The following is a 502-nucleotide window of genomic DNA, read 5'->3' on the forward strand; positions in this document are numbered from 1 at the left end:
CGGCCACGGGCGCCGAGCACGCCGGTGGCATGGCACTCGTCGATGCCCAGCAGCGCGCCGTAGGCATCGCACAGGGCGCGCATCCGCTCCAGGCGGGCGACGGTGCCGTCCATGGAGAACACGCCATCGGTGAACACCAGGCCGAAGCGCGCGCCGTCGGCGCGGGCCCGGGCCAGGCAGCGCTCCAGGTCCTCCATGTCGTCGTGCCGGTAGCGGTAGCGGCGCGCCTTGCACAGGCGGATGCCGTCGATGATCGAGGCGTGGTTGAGCTCGTCGCTGATGACCGCGTCCTGCTCGGCCAGCAGCGGTTCGAACAGGCCCGCGTTGGCGTCGAACGCGGCGGCGTAGAGGATCGTGTCCTCGGTCCCCAGGAATGCCGACAGGCGCGCTTCCAACTGCTTGTGCAGGTCCTGGGTGCCGCAGATGAAGCGGACAAACAAAACATCGCCTGCTCCTCTACAGCCTCTTTTACTCAACTCTGAACTAACGCGACTGAACTGTA

Annotated in this window: 1 protein-coding gene; it reads right to left on the reverse strand. The window is 67.1% G+C overall.

What is annotated here, in order from left to right; translation table 11 throughout:
• Positions 1–440: aminotransferase class I/II-fold pyridoxal phosphate-dependent enzyme (locus tag CSC66_RS17390; RefSeq protein WP_238394457.1), on the reverse strand; the 440-nt coding region annotated here is incomplete at its 3' end.
• Positions 441–502 lie beyond the last annotated feature (62 nt).

The organism is Pseudoxanthomonas kaohsiungensis (assembly GCF_010211765.1).
GTDB classification, from domain to species: domain Bacteria; phylum Pseudomonadota; class Gammaproteobacteria; order Xanthomonadales; family Xanthomonadaceae; genus Pseudoxanthomonas; species Pseudoxanthomonas kaohsiungensis.